The organism is Roseofilum sp. (assembly GCF_982964205.1).
Genome location: NZ_CEZBFX010000042.1, coordinates 1 through 15,248 on the forward strand (window position 1 = coordinate 1; position 15,248 = coordinate 15,248).

The 15,248-nt window shown below is 45.6% G+C and carries 10 protein-coding genes; 5 read left to right on the forward strand and 5 right to left on the reverse strand.

Annotated elements, in window-relative coordinates; translation table 11 throughout:
* Positions 1–111: 111 nt before the first annotated feature.
* Both AC3A14_RS12315 and hisF read right to left on the reverse strand, forming a co-directional pair.
* Positions 112–426 carry a hypothetical protein gene (locus AC3A14_RS12315; RefSeq protein ID WP_318698896.1) on the reverse strand — a complete coding sequence of 105 codons (315 nt, stop codon included), beginning with the start codon at positions 424–426 and terminating at the stop codon, positions 112–114.
* Between the two features lie 117 nt (positions 427–543).
* Positions 544–1,320, reverse strand: a complete 777-nt coding sequence (gene hisF, locus AC3A14_RS12320) for an imidazole glycerol phosphate synthase subunit HisF (protein ID WP_318698895.1) — start codon at positions 1,318–1,320, stop codon at positions 544–546.
* Between the two features lie 200 nt (positions 1,321–1,520).
* On the opposite strand from hisF, the gene AC3A14_RS12325 reads away from it, so the two are divergent.
* Positions 1,521–2,393: a hypothetical protein gene (locus AC3A14_RS12325; protein ID WP_318698894.1), complete on the forward strand. Its 873-nt coding sequence runs from the start codon at positions 1,521–1,523 to the stop codon at positions 2,391–2,393.
* 21 nt (positions 2,394–2,414) lie between these two features.
* Here AC3A14_RS12325 and AC3A14_RS12330 read toward each other — a convergent pair whose 3' ends face one another.
* The gene (locus AC3A14_RS12330) at positions 2,415–3,923 is read right to left on the reverse strand and encodes a serine/threonine-protein kinase (protein WP_318734121.1); all 1,509 of its coding nucleotides are present in this window, start codon (positions 3,921–3,923) and stop codon (positions 2,415–2,417) included.
* A gap of 298 nt (positions 3,924–4,221) precedes the next feature.
* Between AC3A14_RS12330 and AC3A14_RS12335 the strand changes: the two genes are divergently transcribed.
* Together AC3A14_RS12335 and AC3A14_RS12340 are read left to right on the forward strand one after the other, a co-directional pair.
* On the forward strand, positions 4,222–5,745 hold the full coding sequence (locus tag AC3A14_RS12335; protein WP_318734123.1) for a UbiD family decarboxylase: 1,524 nt from the start codon (positions 4,222–4,224) through the stop codon (positions 5,743–5,745).
* Between the two features lie 201 nt (positions 5,746–5,946).
* Positions 5,947–7,872 carry a mechanosensitive ion channel domain-containing protein gene (locus AC3A14_RS12340; protein WP_318701206.1) on the forward strand — a complete coding sequence of 642 codons (1,926 nt, stop codon included), beginning with the start codon at positions 5,947–5,949 and terminating at the stop codon, positions 7,870–7,872.
* 45 nt (positions 7,873–7,917) lie between these two features.
* Here AC3A14_RS12340 and AC3A14_RS12345 read toward each other — a convergent pair whose 3' ends face one another.
* Positions 7,918–8,607, reverse strand: coding sequence for a TerC family protein (locus AC3A14_RS12345; RefSeq protein ID WP_318701207.1), 690 nt, complete (start codon positions 8,605–8,607; stop codon positions 7,918–7,920).
* Between the two features lie 217 nt (positions 8,608–8,824).
* Between AC3A14_RS12345 and AC3A14_RS12350 the strand changes: the two genes are divergently transcribed.
* Positions 8,825–9,748 carry a hypothetical protein gene (locus AC3A14_RS12350; RefSeq protein WP_318734124.1) on the forward strand — a complete coding sequence of 308 codons (924 nt, stop codon included), beginning with the start codon at positions 8,825–8,827 and terminating at the stop codon, positions 9,746–9,748.
* Positions 9,749–9,821: 73 nt separating this feature from the next.
* Here the strand turns inward: AC3A14_RS12350 and clpP are convergent, their stop codons facing one another.
* Positions 9,822–10,430 carry an ATP-dependent Clp endopeptidase proteolytic subunit ClpP gene (gene clpP, locus AC3A14_RS12355; protein WP_318701209.1) on the reverse strand — a complete coding sequence of 203 codons (609 nt, stop codon included), beginning with the start codon at positions 10,428–10,430 and terminating at the stop codon, positions 9,822–9,824.
* 283 nt (positions 10,431–10,713) lie between these two features.
* On the opposite strand from clpP, the gene AC3A14_RS12360 reads away from it, so the two are divergent.
* Positions 10,714–15,201, forward strand: a complete 4,488-nt coding sequence (locus AC3A14_RS12360) for a CHAT domain-containing protein (protein WP_487779011.1) — start codon at positions 10,714–10,716, stop codon at positions 15,199–15,201.
* Positions 15,202–15,248: the final 47 nt, after the last annotated feature.

Consider the following 15,248-nt stretch of genomic DNA (forward strand, 5'->3'; position numbering starts at 1 on the left):
AGTGACCCATTTCATTCTACTGTAAAGCCGTCCTAAAAGGACGGGGTTTTAGACCTATTTTTCTGATAATAGTTTTTGGATGGTTCACCAACTTAGCGATCGGACAATGGTTTAGCGATCGCCCAAATTTGGGTAGCCACTCATCTCTGTGCCTCCTACCCGGGTTTGTTGAGCTTCATCGAACTCTACCAGCCAACTGAGGACTTCACGGGGTTCTCCGATAGCCTGATTGTCCAGCCGAGCTGTTTCATTTAAATAGCCGAAGTAATGGCCCATGAGAAAATAAACCGCTACCATCGCTACAGCAGCCCCTGCCACTAGAACCCCAGCTAACATCAAAGAGAATTCCCGCGTATGAATCGCCGATTCCATTAGATGCAAAGACCAGGCTACTAAGGCAATGACAATTATGAGAATAATGATCATTGCTCGTTTAAGAAATGTAACAATTCCTGTATTGTAACAACTTATTGCAGGACTGTCGCGGTTCAATTCTTAAATTCTTCTAGAAATCTGTACTTTCTGAACAAAATGTGATATATATCACCTCGCCAGTTGTCTGATTTTCAAACCCTGGGTCGTCAGATGCTCCTTAATTTGAGCGACAGACAGTTGGCCGTAGTGGAGTAAAGAGGCTAAAAGGGCCGCCTCAGCCTTTCCTTCAGTTAACGCTTCATGGATATGTTCGCAGGTTCCCGCGCCACCAGACGCAATCACCGGAATTTCCACAGATTCAGCAATGGTGCGGGTTAGATCTAGATCGTAACCGGCTTGAGTGCCATCAGCATCCATACTCGTGAGTAAGATTTCTCCAGCCCCACGAGCCGCCACATCCTTAGCCCAGGAGAGTGCATCAAGCCCTGTATTCTCCCGTCCCCCGCGCACATACACATCCCATCCTGGATTCTCAGGATCGCTGCGTCGTTTAGCATCAATAGCGACAACAATACACTGATTTCCGAAGCGATCGCTGGCCCGATTTACCAAATCCGGGTCTCGGACTGCCGACGAGTTGATACTAACCTTATCCGCCCCGGCCCTTAACAAATTTTTAATCATTTCTAAGGATTGAATTCCCCCACCCACTGTCAGGGGAATAAACACCTGTTCAGCCGTCCGGTAAACCACATCCAGGATAATATCTCGGTCTTCATGAGTCGCCGTAATATCGAGAAACACCAACTCATCAGCACCCGCGTCATTATAGATCGAAGCCAACTCCACCGGATCGCCAGCATCCTGAAGGTTAACAAAATTAATCCCCTTCACCACTCGTCCCGCCCTCACATCCAGACAGGGTAAAATCCGTTTAGCAACCATCTGCTTCCTCTTTTCTTCTGTTCAATAGTTGTCCCCAGACATCATACAGTGCCAAGCCTGGGTCATGTTGAGCCACTTTTCCTCTTCCCTCTTCCTTAATTCCATACAAACTTCTCAGGATTTGACCGGCTAAACATCAACCTATTGTTTGGCTTCCCTCCCAATGACAAAATACTGGTATTGCTGTGAAAGACTAATTTATGCGTCTTCTATTTACCATTGCCCATTTTTATAACCCCCAAGGGTCTCAACGGCACGCTTCCCAACGTCCCGATCCCCAACCGCGCATCCAAGCGCTCACCTCAAGTCTGTCAGCTATTCATCAACTCTATAGCCAATTCCAATGCATGATTGACATTGCTCAAAGGGTCGTTGTACCGAGCAATCAACAATACACGAATCATATTGATATCGTGATTTGTACTACTGGGGAATACCATCTACTCAAACAACTACCTATCCCTCAGGAGTCTTATCATCACCATACTACCCAATGTGAACCGATGCTTCTCGGTTTTGAATGTCAAGCCGTATTGCGCAGCAACCTTGGCTGTTATGATTATTACTGCTTTCTAGAGGACGACTTAATCTTATCTGACCCCTGGTTTTTTGTTAAACTGATTTGGTTTAATCGGATTACTGGCGATCGCAACCTTCTGCAACCCAACCGCTACGAGAGCGCCATTGGCGGTACATTCCGCAAGGCCTACATCGATGGAGATCTAAAGCCTCACGTCACTCAACCTTTTCAAAACCTAGAAGAACATCCCCAACTCACAGGAAAAGTGATGGAATGCCCAGTCATCTTAAAACGTCCCCTCAATCCCCACTCCGGTTGTTACTTCCTCAATGGCGCACAAATGGATTATTGGGCCAATCAACCCCATTTTCTCGACCGAGATACCCGCTTTATCGGCCCCCTAGAAAGTGCCGCCACCCTAGGGATTATGAAAACCTTCCGCATCTACAAACCGGCCCCTCAGAATGCCAATTTTCTAGAAATTCAGCATTTTGGTACAGGATTTTTAAATCTTATTGGTAAAGAAGTGAAAATCCCCAATCAAACCACTTAAGGGTTGTTGAGGGGCTAAAGTCTAGAGAAGAGAAAAGAGAATACACAGGACTACCCCCACTCCTCCAGATCCGACCCGTACTTCTCCAACCGCCAATCCCCAAACCGCACTCGCAGGGAGGTGACCTTGCAGTGCATTTGTAGTAAATATGTAATCACTATAATTTAACAATGAACCATTTTTACGCCAGCCGACGCGATCGCCAAGTTTTATAAACGTATCATAATCATAATCGTCTAGCGTTCCTCCCAAATCAAGCCAAATCCGCTTTTGCACGCTAAAGCCAAATCGACCCCTGCTATATTTCACCCATAATTGGTCAATGGTTCTCAAGTCAATGCCAGGAAAATTTTTCAAGTCTTCAAGACGAAAGTAACTCTCTTTTTCCCGTTTCACCGCTTCCAGCATCCTGCGGTAGGTTTCCTCATCCGCATCCTTCCATCTCTGCTGCTGCAACAGTCTCTGCAAGAGCGTGTAGTCTACTCCTCGCTCTGACCTTAAATCATCCTCTTGCGGTTGATATACCTTCAATCCAGGAATGGAAGCAAGAGGTTTATTAATTTTAGATTTAGGAGCAGGTATAGGGAGCTGATGCACAGTCGATTGAGGCACAGGAGACACAGAACCATTCACCCAAGGTAACCAGGACCAGTCCCACCCCTTATTCTCCGGCTCAGGAAGTTCACTAATTCTGACTGTATCGGGAATATCTCTGGAAAAACACGGTAAGCCTAACCAGTTCTGTATTGACTGGGGACGTTTTCCTGCCTCCAAAGCCATCCCCCAGACAATAGCATAATTTAAGCTGGGACTAATCGATCTATAGCTTTTTGGCTCAATCAAAGGAACCTTTTTCAGTCGCTCTGTAGAAGGGGTTGGACACTCTCCCATCACCGCATAATATAAACCAGCAGCTAACGTATAGACATCTACCGTTACGTTCCGCTCTCCCAGAAACTGCTCGTAAGGGGCAAATGCTGGATTTCCCGTTTGCAAAGAAATCGAGCTAGGGGGACAATCTCCAGCAATGCCAAAATCGATTAATATAGCCGTTCCATCCGGTCGAATCATGATATTCATTGGAGTCGCATCGAAATGGACTAACCCCGTTTTGTGGATATGCATTAAGGCCCTACCGATTTGCTGAATATACCCCACTGCCTTATTTTCCGGGAGTGCCCCTCCATCTTTAACTAAATTGAATAAACTCTTTCCTTCAATAAACTCCATCATTAAACAAGGAATTCTCACCCTAGGGTCATTCTCATCCGGCTCCTCAAATAAATCAAACACCCGCACAATATGAGGATGGGGTTTTAGACTCGCCAGGGTTTTCGCCTCTTTGTAAAACCGGTATACAAACTCTCCATAGTTGTCATCCTGATGAAATTCTGTCCTTGGCGTTTTAATCACACAGAACGAATCCAGGGTCAGGTGTTTGGCTTTGTAAGTAATGCCAAACCCACCTCTACCCAACACTTTCTCAATCCTGTACTTGCGGTCAATAACTTTTCCGGGTTGCCAATCCACGATCTTCAGGTACACAAACGCCAGCTTTCCCTATTATGCTACATCCGTTCCTCTTCTCCCCCATCTCCCTCTCCCCGTGTCCTGACAAGTGAATGATTTTCATGATTGTGCATCCATAGACCCTCAGAGCGCCCCAAATTTCATAGAGTCATCTGATTCTCCGTGTCCCCGTTTCTCCGTGTCTTCCTGACTCGAATCTTAAAATCATTCCCTTGAAAGCTCCCCGTGTCCCTGTGTCTCTCCACTCCCCCATCTCCCCATTCCCCTACAATAGAAAAGTAACCCTTTCACTCAACCCATGGCCAGAGACTTACGCGGATTTATCAACCTACTCGAAGAGCGCGGACAACTACGACGAATTAAAGCATCTGTCGATCCGGATTTAGAAATTGCCGAAATTGCCAACCGAATGTTGCAAGCGGGAGGCCCTGGGTTACTGTTTGAAAATGTTCAAGGATCGCCCTTTCCCATTGCCATTAATTTAATGGGAACGGTTGAGCGTATCTGTTGGGCGATGAATATGGATAATCCTCTAGAATTAGAAGATCTAGGAAAAAAATTGGGCATGTTGCAACAACCCAAACCGCCCAAAAAGATTTCCCAAGCGATTGATTTTGGCAAGGTTTTATTTGATGTGGTGAAAGCTAAACCAGGGCGCGATTTTTTCCCGAGTTGTCAACAGGTCACGATCCCAGAAGAAGACTTAGACTTAAATACTCTACCCCTGATTCGTCCCTATCCCGGAGATGCGGGAAAAATTATTACTTTGGGATTGGTAATTACCAAAGATTGTGAAACCGGAATTCCCAATGTTGGCGTGTATCGCTTACAGCTTCAATCAGCTAAAACAATGACCGTACACTGGTTATCGGTACGGGGTGGGGCGCGTCACCTGCGAAAATCCTCTGAGCAAGGAAAAAAACTAGAGGTGGCGATCGCCCTCGGCGTTGACCCCCTGATCATTATGGCTGCCGCAACCCCCATTCCCGTAGATCTCTCAGAATGGTTATTTGCCGGACTTTACGGAGGTTCCGGAGTTCCCTTAGCTAAATGTAAAACTGTAGACCTCGAAGTTCCCGCAGATGCCGAATTTGTCCTCGAAGGAACCATTACCCCTGGTGAAGTTCTCCCTGATGGTCCCTTTGGCGACCACATGGGTTACTATGGAGGTGTGGAAGACTCGCCCCTGATCCGCTTCCAATGCATGACTCATCGAAAAAATCCAGTATATTTAACAACTTTTAGCGGTCGTCCTCCCAAGGAAGAAGCCATGATGGCGATCGCCCTTAACCGCATTTACACCCCTATCCTGCGCCAACAAGTCTCCGAAATCGTTGATTTCTTCCTCCCTATGGAAGCCTTAAGTTACAAAGCTGCCATTATTTCCATCGATAAAGCTTATCCCGGCCAAGCTAAACGTGCAGCCCTCGCCTTTTGGAGCGCTCTACCCCAATTTACCTACACAAAATTTGTCATTGTTGTCGATAAAGACATTAATATTCGCGATCCTCGGCAAGTTGTTTGGGCAATTTCCTCTAAAGTTGACCCTTCACGAGATGTTTTTATCCTTCCAGAAACCCCTTTTGACACCCTCGATTTTGCTAGTGAAAAAATTGGCTTAGGAGGTAGAATGGGCGTTGATGCAACCACGAAAATATACCCAGAAACCACCCATGAATGGGGCGCAGTTCTCGAATCCGATCCAGACATAGCTACTAAAGTAGACCAACGCTGGCAAGAGTATGGATTAGCCGATCTCACCCTCGGAGAAGTTGACCCCAATGTATTTGGTTACGAAATGCTATCAAAATTTAATCACTGAACCGGATCAATTCTGATACCATTTCTTCTAAGATTGCCATTAATCAATCCTTAGGAGCTAACTTGTTCTGGGACAATTGTTAAAGGACATCATTATAGAGAAATGGTATGACAAATCAAAATTTGTCGTTTACACTATCCCTACAGCCTGATTAAGTCTTTAATTATAGTTTTAAGACCAAGGAGAAGGAGATCCATAATTATGTCCAAGCCCAAGCGCCGCCTACGACAGCTCGTGTTAGCTGCCATGGTTTGCACCCTCGCTAGTTGGGGCGATGTTGTACCCAGACCCATGCGCTCTGCCGCAGTTGCCCAAGAAGAAGCCACAACTGTTTCTGCGCCTGCAGCCAAAACCATCGAAGATCCAGATATTCCTGTTGATGAACTCAGACTTTTAGTCAAGCCTCTAACCCTAGCTGAATTACAAATTGAAGCTGAAGGCTGGCAGGGTTTACTACAAGCCAAAGTACGGGAAATCTCCAACCAAGAAATTGCCATTAAGCGCAAGAACCGCAAGATTCAGGAGACCGAAGACGCGGTACAAAAACTTGAGGAAGCCCAACAAACTCTAGAGGAAGCCCAGGAAGCGGAAGTCACAGAAGGTGCTGGTAGTACCGCCGTGATTGAGAAAACAGAAGAAGCTGAAGCAGCCTTACAAGAAGCTCAGGAGTCCGTAGAAGCGGCAGCAGAAGCGGAGCAGCAAATTCAGGAGGATGAGGAATTACGAGAAACGGTTGAATCAACTTTGGACACTGAGCTAGAGCAAGAAGAATTGGGTTCTCTCCTAGAAAATGACCTCAATACTGAGGATGTAGAAGCCGTACAAGAAGACTTTGAAGAGGCGGCTGCTCTACTCGAAGGGGAAGTCGAAGGGGCAACTGAGGACTCAGAAGAAATCGATCCAGTCACTGGCGCTCCCCTAGGAGAAGGAGAAACGGCTGCTGAGAGTGATGGCATCACCGACACAGAGGAGAGGATTGGACAACTTGACCAAGTAGAAACTCAGTTGGAACAAGCCGCAGACGCGGAAGAAGATGTGAAGCAGGAGTTGATTGTTGGAGTCACTGAGCTGCAAAATCAGCAAACAGCTCTAGCAGACCGCTTTAAGGTGATTTTAGATGCCATAGATCAGCGAGGTGGAGAGACAGAATCTTATCGTACATATATCGCTGCCGTTAGTGGTATCGAAATTGATGTGACCGATACTCAAGGGTTAATGGTTCGGCTCCTAGCGTGGGCGCAGTCAGAAGAAGGGGGTTTACGCTGGGCCAGAAGTCTAGGAATCTTTGTGGGTATTGTCTCTGTTTCTGGGGTAGTGTCTTGGTTTGGTGGAAATGCGCTCGATGCATTGTTCCTCAAGACTTCGTTTGCCTCTGAGTTATTCGAGGGCTTTATCGTCAAGACCTTCCGCCGAGGAACTCTAGTGATGGGAGTTCTGCTCGGCTTAACTGCCCTAGGAGTAAGCCTTGGGCCTCTTCTGGCTCTTATTGGGGGTGCAAGTTTCATCCTTGCCTTCGCCCTGCAAAGCAACCTGAGTAACTTGGCCAGTGGTTTGATGCTGATGTTCTATAGACCCTTTGATGTGGGAGATGAAGTGAAGGTTGCTGGGATGTGGGCTATAGTTGATTCCATTAGCTTGGCGAACACAACGTTCAAAAGTTGGAATGGTGAACTGGTTGCTGTTCCCAATAGTACGGTTTGGAACGATAACATCTATAACCTCACCCATGCCGATGTCCGGAAAGTTAAGCATACGCTTCGTCTCAATGTGAATGAGGATCTGCCTCGTGTTAAAGAGCTATTGGTTGAGGTCATGAAATCCCATCCCAAAGTCCTGCAAGACAAACCGATTGGGACGTATGTCTATTGGTATCAAGAGGATCATATTCCCATTAGTGCAGCCTGCTGGGCAACAAAGGAAGATTACTGGTATGTTTGGGAAGAAACCTTGATCATGATTCAGGAACGATTCAAACAAGAAGGGATTAGTGTGGCAATTCCGACACAGGTGGAAATTGGATATGAGTTTCTCCAAAAACATAATGGCAATATGCCTTCCTCTCTGGGTGAGTCTCAGATGCCTTCATCTCTCCCTGATGCCACGGCCAGTTTTGCTAAAAATAGCTAAGTAGGGTTGTGTAGGTGGGGGACAATAATGCCCCCCTACAGCCTTTTAATTGGCTTTTAAGAGGTTGGGCTTCCAAAATCCCCACACAAAGGTGAGTAGAATTAGAGAGATCATCAGCCATTCTGGAGGCACAATATCGGGAGTAATGACCTTAGCTAGGAGTCTTAATCCCACAAAGGCGACGGTAATATATCCAGCATCTTCAAGATTTTCAAACTCATCTAACCAACGGATAAATAGGTTCGCGAGAAAGCGTAGAGCTACAATTCCTAAAATTCCTCCCATCAAAACTAACACAATTTCATCGGTAATGGCGATCGCCGTGGTCACACTGTCTAAAGAAAAGGCCAAATCAGTCACCGCAATGAGGGGAACAGCTTGCCACAGAGACTGGAATTTTGGCCCGTGGTGAGGACGATCGGCTTCCTCTTCGTCTGAGGTAAAATAGTTAAAAACTAACCAGAGCAGATACACGGCTCCTAAAAATTCAAATTGCCAGAAGCGAATCACCCAAGTTGCTGTTAAAATGAGTATAATCCGCAGAATAAATGCAGCAGCCAAGCCAAAATTGAGGGCTTGTTGTTGATGTTTCTGGCTCTCTAATCCCTTAGAAATTGAAGCCAAGGCAACAGCATTATCGGCTGAAAGTACGGCTTCTAGCGCCACTAAAATGATGATTAGAAATAGGGTGTCTAACCCAAAGTGGTGCGAAAAATCTAAGATAACGTCTAGCATTAATGGAGTCTCAAATTTGAATTAAACGACCAATAAAAACCCTATTTCAAGGAAACAGGGGGAAGCACAGTTGAATTAGAATCAGCGCGAAAAGTGTTGCCGCTGATTCGACCATCTTATTCTTACGAATTTAAGAGAAAGAGTGATGGAAAAAGCTTGTTTTTTCCTGTTTTGATTATACCAGAAATCCGTTGATTTTGCACAGAACTGATTACCTATGCTTGAGCAAATTTTATCTTCATCCTTGTGGACTCAATTTCGGGCGGCTTATCCTACGGCGAGCCTCATTTCAGAGCTACTTCATATTCACGATCGCCAGTATATTGTCCGGGTGCAAATCCAATGCGGGAACTTAGTCTTAGCAACGGGTTTATCAGCCGATCGCCAAATCGAAAAAGCAGAAGATCGAGCCAGAGAACGGGCGATCGCCCTTTTATATTCCTATTCCTCTCCACCCACTCCCACGCCCATTGCGGTACAACCGACTCCAGTGGAACCGACTCCAGTGGAACCGACTCTAGTGGAACCGACTCTAGTGGAACCGACTCCAGTGGAACCGACTCCAGTGGAAACAACTTCAGTGGAACCCACTCCAGTGGAACCCATTGCAGCACCTCAACCGAGTCCCCCAAAACCCACTCCTTCAAAAGTTGAAGTAAAAGCGCCCGAACCGGAACCCGAACCGGAAACCTGGTCACCCATTCCTCCCCTAGGAGAGAATACAGAAGATTACACCGATCAACCCCTACCTCCTCCACCTGCACCAGAACCCGAACCCTTACCTGAACTAGAAGAAGAATTTGACTTCACTGACATTAGCCTCAAAATCGATATGGAACTCAAGCATATTGGATGGAACAGTAAGCGAGAGAGCGAATATCTCAAACGTATCTATGGCAAAAACAAACGCATGATTCTGGGCGATCGGGAAATGAAAGAATTTCTAGAATATCTACAAACCTATGCCCAAACCGATGTCGAACTGAAAAAAGTCGGGTGGAGCGCTCAACAAGGAAAAGACTATCTGAAGAGCCAATATCCAGATAGTCAAGGTTCCCGTTTGATGTTGACCTGTAGTCAAATGAAAGAATTTCTCGATTACCTGCAACAAACTGCTTCATCTAATGAAGAGTTCTTTTAGAGATTAGATGGAGAGGAATGGGGCGATAGGCAGATAAGCTATTGCCTATTGTCCATTCCCCATTCTCTATTCCCTAATTAACCACACTGATGGGTTGACTAGCAGAAGGACGGCGATTAATCACTTGATCGATTAACCCGTATTCCATTGCCTCATTGGAGGACATAAAGAAATCACGTTCTGTATCTTCTTGAATACGCTCTAAGGGTTGGCTGGTATGACTGGCTAATAATTCATTCAACCGTTGCTTATGGTAGAGGATTTCCTTGGCTTGGATCTCGATATCCGTTGCTTGGCCTTGCGCTCCTCCTAGGGGTTGGTGAATCATAATCCGAGAATGGGGTAAGCTCATTCGCTTGCCTTTCATCCCTGCACTGAGGAGAAAAGCTCCCATACTAGCAGCCAAGCCTACACAAATGGTAGACACATCCGGCCGAATTTGATTCATGGTGTCAAAAATCCCCATACCCGCCGTGACCGATCCTCCCGGTGAGTTAATGTAGAGATAGATATCTTTCTCTGGCTCTTCAGCATCCAAAAATAGGAGCTGGGCTACCACTAAGTTCGCCACATCTGCATCGATCGCCTGTCCGAGAAATACGATTCTTTCCCGTAACAGTCGGGAATAGATATCAAAAGCCCGTTCACCACGTCCAGATTGTTCAATGACGGTCGGAATCATCCTGTTCTACCCTATTTTCGTAAAGTTTTATTAATTCTGACACTTTTCTGCGAACAATGACAGTGGTAATGATCGCACCTAGGGAATGGGGAGATGGGAAGAATTCGTTGATGCGGAGACCTGGAGGACGGTGATTACTTAATTGCCCATGATCCCATAATTGCTGAGTTAAAATGGGCAAGTGCGATCGCCGAGCAAAGATCGTAAATCATTTTAGGGCATAACCTCTACTAGCGCCATTTGTCTTAACTTTCCTTTTATCCTCCAAGATTAAAAAACTACCATGGCCGCATTTTTCCCTCGCCTATCTTCAGGCTCAACCCTTCTAGTCCTTAGCCTTTGTCCTTGGCTCAGTGTTTTCTGGTCTGTCAAAGGAGCAGCCCAACCCGCTCCGATTATAGCGGCTCCTGATGGGACAAGAACGCAAGTGCAGGCGATCGGTAACCAATACCAAATTACCGGCGGTCAGGTCTCTTCAGATGGAGCCAACCTCTTTCATAGCTTTACCCAATTTGGACTCTCTCCAGGACAAATTGCTAACTTCCTGGCCAACCCCAACCTGCAAAATATCCTCGGTCGTATTAATGGTGGAGATCCTTCAGTTATCAACGGATTACTACAAGTGAGTGGGGGAAATCCGAACCTCTATCTGGTTAACCCCGCCGGTATTGTCTTTGGCTCCAACGCCAGTCTCAACGTCCCGGCTGCTTTTCATGCCAGCACCGCCACCGCCCTTGGATTTGATGGACTGAATGGAGAGACCAATTGGTTTCAAGTCTTGGGATCGAATGACTATAACGCACTGATAGGTCAACCCACGACTTTTGAGTTTCAGACTGCCAATCCTGGTGTAATTGTTAACTTAGGAAACTTAGAAGTTGCAGCCGGCGAGAGCTTAACCCTGATGGGAGGAACAGCACTCAATACCGGAACTCTTACCGCTCCTGGAGGAAGCCTTACTGTTACAGCTATTCCAGGAGCGCAACGGGTAAAGATTTCTCAGCCCGGTCATTTGTTGAGCTTAGATTTACCCCTGAGTCCTAATCCTAGTCCATTCATTGCTCCCAATTTAGCTACCTTACTCTCCAACTCAGGAATCGATCACGCTTCTCAACTGCACATTAACCATCAGGGACAGGTGATTTTAACGGGTTCAGGAATGATTGTACCTGAAACACCAGGAGTGGCGATCGCCTCTGGAACGCTGGATGTTTCCACCTCCAATCCCAATAGTCTCCCCAGCACCCTGAGCATTTTTGGTCAACACGTCGGTCTTATCAACGCGCATCTCAACGCTTCAAGTCCTTCTCAAGGGGGAACCATCCGCATTGGGGGAGGATTTCAAGGACAAGGAGACCAACCCAACGCTACCCATACCCTTATTGATAGCAAAACCCTGATTCAGTCCAATAGCACCCATCAGGGAAACGGTGGTGAAATCATTATTTGGTCAGATGAAGTTACCCAATTTTACGGCACAGTAGAAGCCACTGGAGGACCGATTTGGGGAAATGGTGGATTTGTCGAAATTTCTGGTAAAGATGCCCTAGTCTTTCAAGGAAACGTCGATCTGAGCGCTGTCAATGGAGAGCAGGGAACACTTCTACTTGACCCCAAAAATATCACTATTTCTAACGATTCTTCCCAACCGAATGATATTGAACCAGAATTACCCATTATTCAGTTTGACCTCCTTCCGAATGAAGATATTACGATCAATGCTGGGGTCTTAGAGCAACAAAATGGCAATATAGAACTACAAGCGACCAACAATATTACCATCGCTAGTGGAGTTTCTCTTGATTTTGTCCAAGGGGGATCGATTACGTTTATTGCTGATGCGGATACAGATAACCAAGGTTCATTTATTATGGACTCCTCCGCTACTCTGACTGCTCCGGGTCGAGAGATCAATATTTCTGGAGCCAGCATTAGCATCGGAAACTTAAATACTAGCAATAATCAACCTGGGGGAAATATTTCTCTAACCGCTTCTTCGGGAAATATTACAACAGGCAATTTGGATGCCCACTCTCATCAAGGAGGGGGCAATATTTCCTTAACTGCTTCTGGGGGAAATATTACGACAGGAAATGTGAATACATTCACTAAAATAGGTAATGGGGGTACGATTGAACTGAGTACAAGTCAAGGCAATATAACAACAGGAGAACTAAACTCAAGGGTCAGTCAGGGAGGTGGAAATGGTGGAGAGATTCAGCTAACTATTGCAGAAAGTGGGAATATTACCACCAGTGGTCTGAATATTTCGAGCACACAAAATGGGAAGTCAGGAAATATTATCTTTGAAACGCAACAAGGGGACATTACTGTTGATGGTGTTACTGATGCGAGTACCCACAATGGAGATGCAGGAAATATTATCTTTGAAACGCAACAAGGGAACATTACCGTTAATGATCTTACCGTTTCGAGGACACAAAATGGGAAATCAGGCAATATTACCTTTGAAACTCAACAAGGAAATATTACAGCACGAGATGTTAACTCAAGCACTCAAAATGGGGATGCGGGTGATATTACACTGAGGATTATATCGGGAAATGGGGCGATCGCCCATGGAAGCTTAGATGCGAGTGCCAACAACGGCACACCTGGCAGCGTGATTGTTGAACCAACACCGAGTCCATTTCCTACTCCCTCTCCCACACCGAGTCCGGTTCCCATTCCCAATCCTACTCCTACTCCCTCTCCCACACCGAGTCCGGTTCCCATTCCCAATCCTACTCCTACTCCCTCTCCCACACCGAGTCCGGTTCCCATTCCCAACCCTACTCCTTCTCCCACACCGAATCCGAGTCCAGTTCCCATTCCCAATCCTACTCCCTCGCCAATACCGAATCCGAGTCCAGTTCCCACTCCCAATCCTACTCCCTCGCCAATACCGAGTCCGAGTCCGTCTCCCACTCCAGTTCCTTTGCCTATTCCCAATCCCATACCCACACCTGAGCAAAGTCCTATACCTGCACCAACACCAGAAGCGAGTCAAACACCAACTCCTACTCCAACGTCCACAGCTAGCAATCAAGGTTCGTCAGAGGATAATTCTAATGCCAATACTCTATCGCCAAAATCACAAACACCAACCCCCTCTAATGCCGTAGAGACTAACCCTTCAGAATCCATAGAATCAGAGACTCACAATACAAGTTCTTTAGAAGATTCTGAAGTTGAAATTGCTAAAGTCTTTGATTTTACGGCTGGCTTTGAACTATCTAAGTTCCCTAGCCCTCCAGAAGCAGAAATTGGAACCTTTCTTAATCTCGATCCTAATATCTCCCAATTAAATCCTGTTTTACATTCGCCTACTGTGCATTCAGTAGAAACATCAGAAATTTCATCTTTGAGTCTTCAAAATCATATTGACGGCAGTGCCAACACCCCCATTTCCTATGTAAGTGCCGATCGAGAATCAGATGAAAAGAAAGAACAAATAAGGGTTGTGAACCTGGGTAATTTAATGTCTCCACAAGAATTTAATGTGGTAATTCAGGAGCGAGAGAAACAATTGAGTAATGAGTATGTTAATTATTTCAATTTAGATTTGCAAGGAGTTCAATATCATGCGGTTCGAGAGAGTCAAGAGATCTTGGAACGTATGGAGCAGCAGACAGGAGTCAGAAGTGCAATTATCTATGTAGGTTTTTATGTGCCAGAGGTGATTAACGCTCAGAATAAAGCAGAGATTACTGAGAAGACTGAGCCAGAAGCGCAATATCTAGAATTGATGATGATAACGCCGGAAGGTAAACCTTTTCGCAAAATTATTGCAGGGGCAACAGAGGCACAGGTATTAGAGCAAGTTAGGGAGTTAACGTTAGAAATCACTAATCCCCGCAGACGATATACGACCAGTTATTTAAGTTCGTCTGAGCAACTCTATGATTGGATTATTCGCCCGCTAGAAGAGGAACTGAACAGGCAACAGATCGAGAATTTAGGATTTGTTTTAACCGCAGGCTTGCGATCGCTGCCCATGGCTGCTCTCTATGATGGCAATCAGTTCTTAATCGAACAGTACAGTCTGGCAATTATGCCTAATCTAACTTTAACAAATACAAATTTGTCTAAGTTTGAGGGCACTCAAGTATTAGCTATGGGTGCATCCGAATTTACTGAACTTGCTCCCTTACCGGCTGTACCGATAGAGATTAACACCATTGTCAATACTTGGAGAGGGAATGAATTTCTCAATCAAGGATTTACACTCAATAACTTGATCGACAGTCGCGAGCAAGAAAAGTATAGTATTGTTCACTTGGCAACCCATGGTGAATTTCGCCCAGGGAGTCCAGAAAATTCCTATATTCAATTGTGGGATAGTCAACTCAAACTCAATCAGCTCGATCAACTCAACTTAAAAAATCCCTTGGTTGAACTTTTAGTCTTAAGTGCTTGTCGCACAGCATTAGGGAATCCGGATGCAGAATTAGGGTTTACCGGATTAGCCGTTCAAGCAGGCGTGAAAACAGCCTTGGGCAGTTTATGGTATGTCAGTGATGAAGGAACTTTGGGATTAATGAGTGAATTTTATGCTCACCTCAAACACTCGGATATCAAGGCGCAAGCGTTGCAAAAAAGTCAACAGGAAATGATTCAAGGATTGGTTAAAATTAAAGAAGGACAGTTGATTGTTCCTAGCTTAGAACAGCCCATTCCTTTGCCAGATAGTCTCAAAAATATGGATGATGAAGTTCTAAGCCATCCTTATTTTTGGTCTGGGTTTACCTTGGTTGGTTCACCTTGGTAATCTCAATTCATTATTAAACAATTAACCGATCTAAAACTGACGTTACA

Excerpts from the sequence above, each read along its gene's own strand:
- AC3A14_RS12315 (WP_318698896.1), bottom strand. The coding sequence starts at position 426 with ATGATCATTATTCTCATAATTGTCATTGCCTTAGTAGCCTGGTCTTTG.
- hisF (WP_318698895.1), bottom strand. The coding sequence starts at position 1,320 with ATGGTTGCTAAACGGATTTTACCCTGTCTGGATGTGAGGGCGGGACGA.
- AC3A14_RS12325 (WP_318698894.1), top strand. The coding sequence starts at position 1,521 with ATGCGTCTTCTATTTACCATTGCCCATTTTTATAACCCCCAAGGGTCT.
- AC3A14_RS12335 (WP_318734123.1), top strand. The coding sequence starts at position 4,222 with ATGGCCAGAGACTTACGCGGATTTATCAACCTACTCGAAGAGCGCGGA.
- AC3A14_RS12340 (WP_318701206.1), top strand. The coding sequence starts at position 5,947 with ATGTCCAAGCCCAAGCGCCGCCTACGACAGCTCGTGTTAGCTGCCATG.
- AC3A14_RS12345 (WP_318701207.1), bottom strand. The coding sequence starts at position 8,607 with ATGCTAGACGTTATCTTAGATTTTTCGCACCACTTTGGGTTAGACACC.
- AC3A14_RS12350 (WP_318734124.1), top strand. The coding sequence starts at position 8,825 with ATGCTTGAGCAAATTTTATCTTCATCCTTGTGGACTCAATTTCGGGCG.
- clpP (WP_318701209.1), bottom strand. The coding sequence starts at position 10,430 with ATGATTCCGACCGTCATTGAACAATCTGGACGTGGTGAACGGGCTTTT.
- AC3A14_RS12360 (WP_487779011.1), top strand. The coding sequence starts at position 10,714 with ATGGCCGCATTTTTCCCTCGCCTATCTTCAGGCTCAACCCTTCTAGTC.